The organism is Psychroflexus maritimus (genome assembly GCF_011089875.1).
GTDB lineage: Bacteria > Bacteroidota > Bacteroidia > Flavobacteriales > Flavobacteriaceae > Psychroflexus > Psychroflexus maritimus.
On the sequence record NZ_JAANAS010000056.1, the window covers coordinates 1 to 4,520 of the forward strand.

Annotated in this window: 3 protein-coding genes; all 3 read right to left on the bottom strand. The window is 29.9% G+C overall.

The genetic code is table 11. The features are described 5' to 3' along the window. Positions 1-233 precede the first annotated feature (233 nt). Positions 234-860 (bottom strand): response regulator, encoded by a 627-nt coding sequence (locus tag G7034_RS08075; protein WP_166400460.1) that lies wholly within the window; start codon positions 858-860, stop codon positions 234-236. 27 nt (positions 861-887) lie between these two features. Then, entirely contained in the window at positions 888-3,704 is a 2,817-nt protein-coding gene (locus G7034_RS08080) for a sensor histidine kinase (protein WP_166400461.1), read from the bottom strand. A 222-nt stretch (positions 3,705-3,926) separates the two neighbouring features. After that, on the bottom strand, positions 3,927-4,520 hold a 594-nt coding region (locus G7034_RS08085; RefSeq protein ID WP_166400462.1), incomplete at its 5' end, for a T9SS type A sorting domain-containing protein.

Consider the following 4,520-nt stretch of genomic DNA (forward strand, 5'->3'; position numbering starts at 1 on the left):
GTACAAAGGTTTTATTTCAATTTTTTGATTTTCAATTTTGTCATCTAACACGTAACATCTAACCTTCAAAACTTTCATTTCTAATTAAGAATTTAGAACTCACAACTTTTTATTTACTAAGTGACTTAACTTAGATAGTTTGCTTGCAAAATTAATTGAATCATAAATGGTGTATCCTACACAAAAGGGTAGTTAACATATGTTGAAGGACTTTCAAGAATGGGCGCTAAGCTTTAATGAAATTTATTGGATAGCTCTGCTCGTGATGAGATTTGTAGTTTAAGGTAAATGTTTTTAATGTGGTATTTTACCGTGTCTATGCTGATACTTAGCTTTGTTGCTATTGTTTTATATTTATCTCCCTGATACAACAACTCCGTGATTTTTTTTTCTTGTTCGGTTAATTTTTCTAATTCTTTATTGTAAAGTTTTGGCTTTCTAAAATAGGTTAATACTTTAGAAGCAATTTGAGGACTCATACTAGCTCCTCCGTTTACAATTTCCAAAATTCCTTGTTTAAGTTGAGGTAGCGAGGTGTTTTTTAACAAATAGCCATTTGCTCCTGCCTTAATCGATTTAAATATTGTTTCGTTGTCTTCAAAAACGGTAAACATTAAAATTTTTAACTCGGGGTTAATTTTTTTTAATTTCAATACTACTTCAATTCCGCTGATATTTGGCAAGCCAATGTCACACAAAACAACATCTGTTTCAATGACTTTATCTTTGTTGAATTTTAAAAAATTAGGATTGGTTAAGGTGAAGGTAAATTCAAACTCGTTGGTAGATTCAAGGTAGTTTTTAACAACTTCAACAACATTTACATTGTCTTCAATAATCCCTAATTTAATTTTTTCCATAGTATAAATATTGGAGTAACATTCATTTTATAAATTAAGCGCTAAATAGTAAAGGCTACCTTGTTTTAATGCTGTATTAATTTCAATTTTTATATTTTCTTGCTTACTTCGGTTTATTATATTTTTAATTCCATTTCCAGTACTCTTATTTTTCTCTAAATTGAACCCTTTTCCGTTATCTTTAATTTGAATCTTTAACAAGTTATTTATTTGTTCAACTTGAATAGTTACTTTTGTAGCTTCTGCATGTTTTAATATATTATTTAGCATTTCCTTGTATATCATAAGTAAATTATGATTCAATCTTTTATCAATTTTTTGTTTTTTTAACTGTGTGTTATTAATAAATTCTACTTTGGTTTGGGTAAGTTCAAAAAAACTCATGCTATATTGTTGGAGCAATTCTAAATAATCTTTCCAGTAGATGCTATTGTTTTGTAAAGACCAAACAATATGGTTGAGTGAGCGAATAGCCTCCTTGCTAGTGTGAGCAATACTCTTTAAGTACTTATCGTGTAGGTTAGTATTATTATTCAGTTTGATAAATTCTGTCTGTAGGCTAATTGTAGAAAGTTGGCTGCCCACTTCGTCGTGAAGGTCTTTAGATATCTTTTCTTTGATATCATTTTGAATCTTATTTACATAATTATTGTAATAAATTATGCTGTAGATCAATATGCATAGTCCTATAAAGATGAGTAATTTAAACCAAAATGTTTCATAAAAATAGGGTTCTTTATATATGTTTATACTTGTTTCTTCACTATCCCAAAGATTTTTTTTAACTCGTATTTCATTCCACCTTGGGCTTAGGTTGGCAATAATTAAACCTTCTTGGTTTGTAAAACTTACCCATTGATCATTAATGGAAGAAAGATTATAAAAATAAATTTCTTGTCGATTATTTATATAGTTGGGGTTAATGGCAAATTCAAAGCCAATGGCATTTGTTTGGCTAGGTAACCTTAATTCAAACTCGTTCTTGTTTTTATTCAGTAATTTTTTGTCACTTCTAGTTTTAGTAAAGAGATTATAGGCACTTAATTTTAGTGTATTATCTGTTTTGAAATTTAAATTTGTTGGTTCAAAATTGATCTTGCTCCAGCCTTCAAGATGACCGGCATATAAATCTGTGGCATTTTGATAAATGGAATTATGATTAAATTCAAACTCTCCTGCAAAATTAACAACGGGCTTTTCAATTTTTTCATCAAAAACGTAAATTCCTTTTTCTGTAAAGGCATAGATCATTTTTTTAAATTCAACTAGGTCGTAAATTGTATTTGTTTTAAGGTAGTTAGTTGTGTTTATGAATGTTTTATTTTGTTCATCTTCTTTTGCTATAATGACTATTCCATTATGCATTGTAGCTAAAATGTAGTTTGTGGGGGTAATGAGATGGCTTTTTACATTCATATTTTCTGCCACAATTCTTTTAAGTTCTCTATCCTCAAACTTAAAAAACCCTCTATCCGTACTTACAAATATATCTTCATCTGACTTACTTAGTTTATTAATTACTAGATTATTTGTATTTTGAATAAATGAAATTTGGCCATTTTCAAGCGAATACACAAATAAGCCCCGATTTGTTCCAATTAATAACTCATTATTCCTCTTACATAAACTTTTTATATACTTGGGCAGCGATTGGTTAATTTCTGTAGCTTCATCTATTTTTTTAGAGCGGATGTTAAAAAATTGAATTCCCTGACCCTCTGTTCCCAAAGCTAGGGTAGAATCATTTAACGGCTCTACAGCGTAAGAAATTTCTTTGTAATAATATAGGCTATCTGATGTGCTAAAAATGCTCCCTGAGTAGGTTGAAAGCCAAAGGCCTTCATTAGTAAAGTGAATGTTTCTAGTGCTTTTTACAGAGAAATTTTCTGGAATAGATTGATGACTTAGAACTTCTCCATGAAGATTTAAGTTGTAAACACCTAATCCAGTAGATAAAAAAATGAAATCATCTTCAATAATAGCATCCGATAAGTGTCCTGGTATTTGTATGTCAATATTCGTTTTCTTTTGATCTACCAATTTAAAACTATGGTTTTTAGATAAACCCCACAATTCATCATTTTTTACTTGTAGAATATGTGCAGTTTTAAAAAAAATATCAGGGATATGGTCAAATTTTGTAAACGTATTGATTTCAAAAATACCTTCTTCAAATACTTTTGCATACACTTTTCCGTTTATCTTAAAACATGAATTGATAGCTTTATTGGTAGGTAGTTGATACGTCTTTTTTTCAAAACTTTCTGAATTGAATTTTATGACTAAGCCATTTTCACAGCTCACATATAATTCATTATCATAATGATTTAGTTTATTGATCCTAAGGTTCTTTTTTTGCTCAGGAAACGAATCGTATAAACTAATCTGTTTTTGGACAACTTCGTTTTTAATAATAAACAGGTTATTTTGATTGGTACCTATATATAAAACATCTTTTGGCTTGTTATACGTGATTTTTAAAATTTCTTCATCAGCATTTAACTGCAAGATTTCTTTTGTTTTCCAGGTGCTGGTATATAGGCTAAAAATTTCCTTATCTGTAATTAGGTAAATCCCATTTTTATTGATTTTAATATCTATTAATCTAGCTGTTTCTATATTTTTTAGAAAGCGATTCATCCCCTCGCTCGAACTTCCATTGAACCTAAATAAATCATTGTTTGTTAAGTACCACAAGTAGCCTTCTTGGTCAATCTCAATTTTACTAACCACTGAGCTATTTGAACCAATTATTAAATCTAATTTTTTAAGATTAGGAATTTGCGCCATTAAGCTGAAAAGGAAGCTGAAATAACAAGCGAATAAAAACATTAACCTTTTCATGAATTTTCGAATTTAGTTCAATCAACTATTTAATTTTAGTTGACTTCTTTAAGAAAGCTAATCAAAAATAGAAAAAATTATTAGTTGTAGTTTTTATTCTATAAATTAATTTATAATACTTCTAACTTAATATCTAGTTGTTAAATCGGTTTTTAATTTTCAGTTCTATAAAATATGCTTTTAACTCATTTTTTAAATGAATTACTTTTTCCTTACTTCTTTTTACTCTTTTATTAATTGTGTACTTTGTTTGTTTCCTGCTTCGTCGGTTAGCTTTACACTATATACGCCACTGTTAAACGCACTGACATCGACTTCTAAGGTAGGCGATTTCAATTCTTGTTTTGCGGTATATACTTGCTGACCTAACATGTTGTAGATTTTTACTTCTACTGTTGTTCCTAAAGCTAAGCTGGTTTGAATGTTTACCATTTCCTTGGCGGGGTTAGGGTAGAGGCTAAACAACTTCTTGTCCTCATCTTCCACACCCATGGTTTCTGTATCAAATTTCAAGGAAAATCGCGATGTGTCAACCGATTCGCTAATACTTTCATCAACATTAAACGAGTAGGTCTCGCCGTCTTCTAACAAAGTTTCCGTGCCTAAATAAGCATCGACTAAATAAACTGCTGTTGTTCCAAAATTAGACAAGTTGGCCACAAAGCTGTAGTCTTGATTTCTCCAGTTGTTAGTAAATAAGGGAATCACCTCATCATTTTCAGGGAAGTTTCTTCGCTGAATAGTAAACAAGCTGTTTTCATTGACTGAAGCTAGGTTTTCATCGATATTCCCCATTTTAGCAATATCTGCTGCATC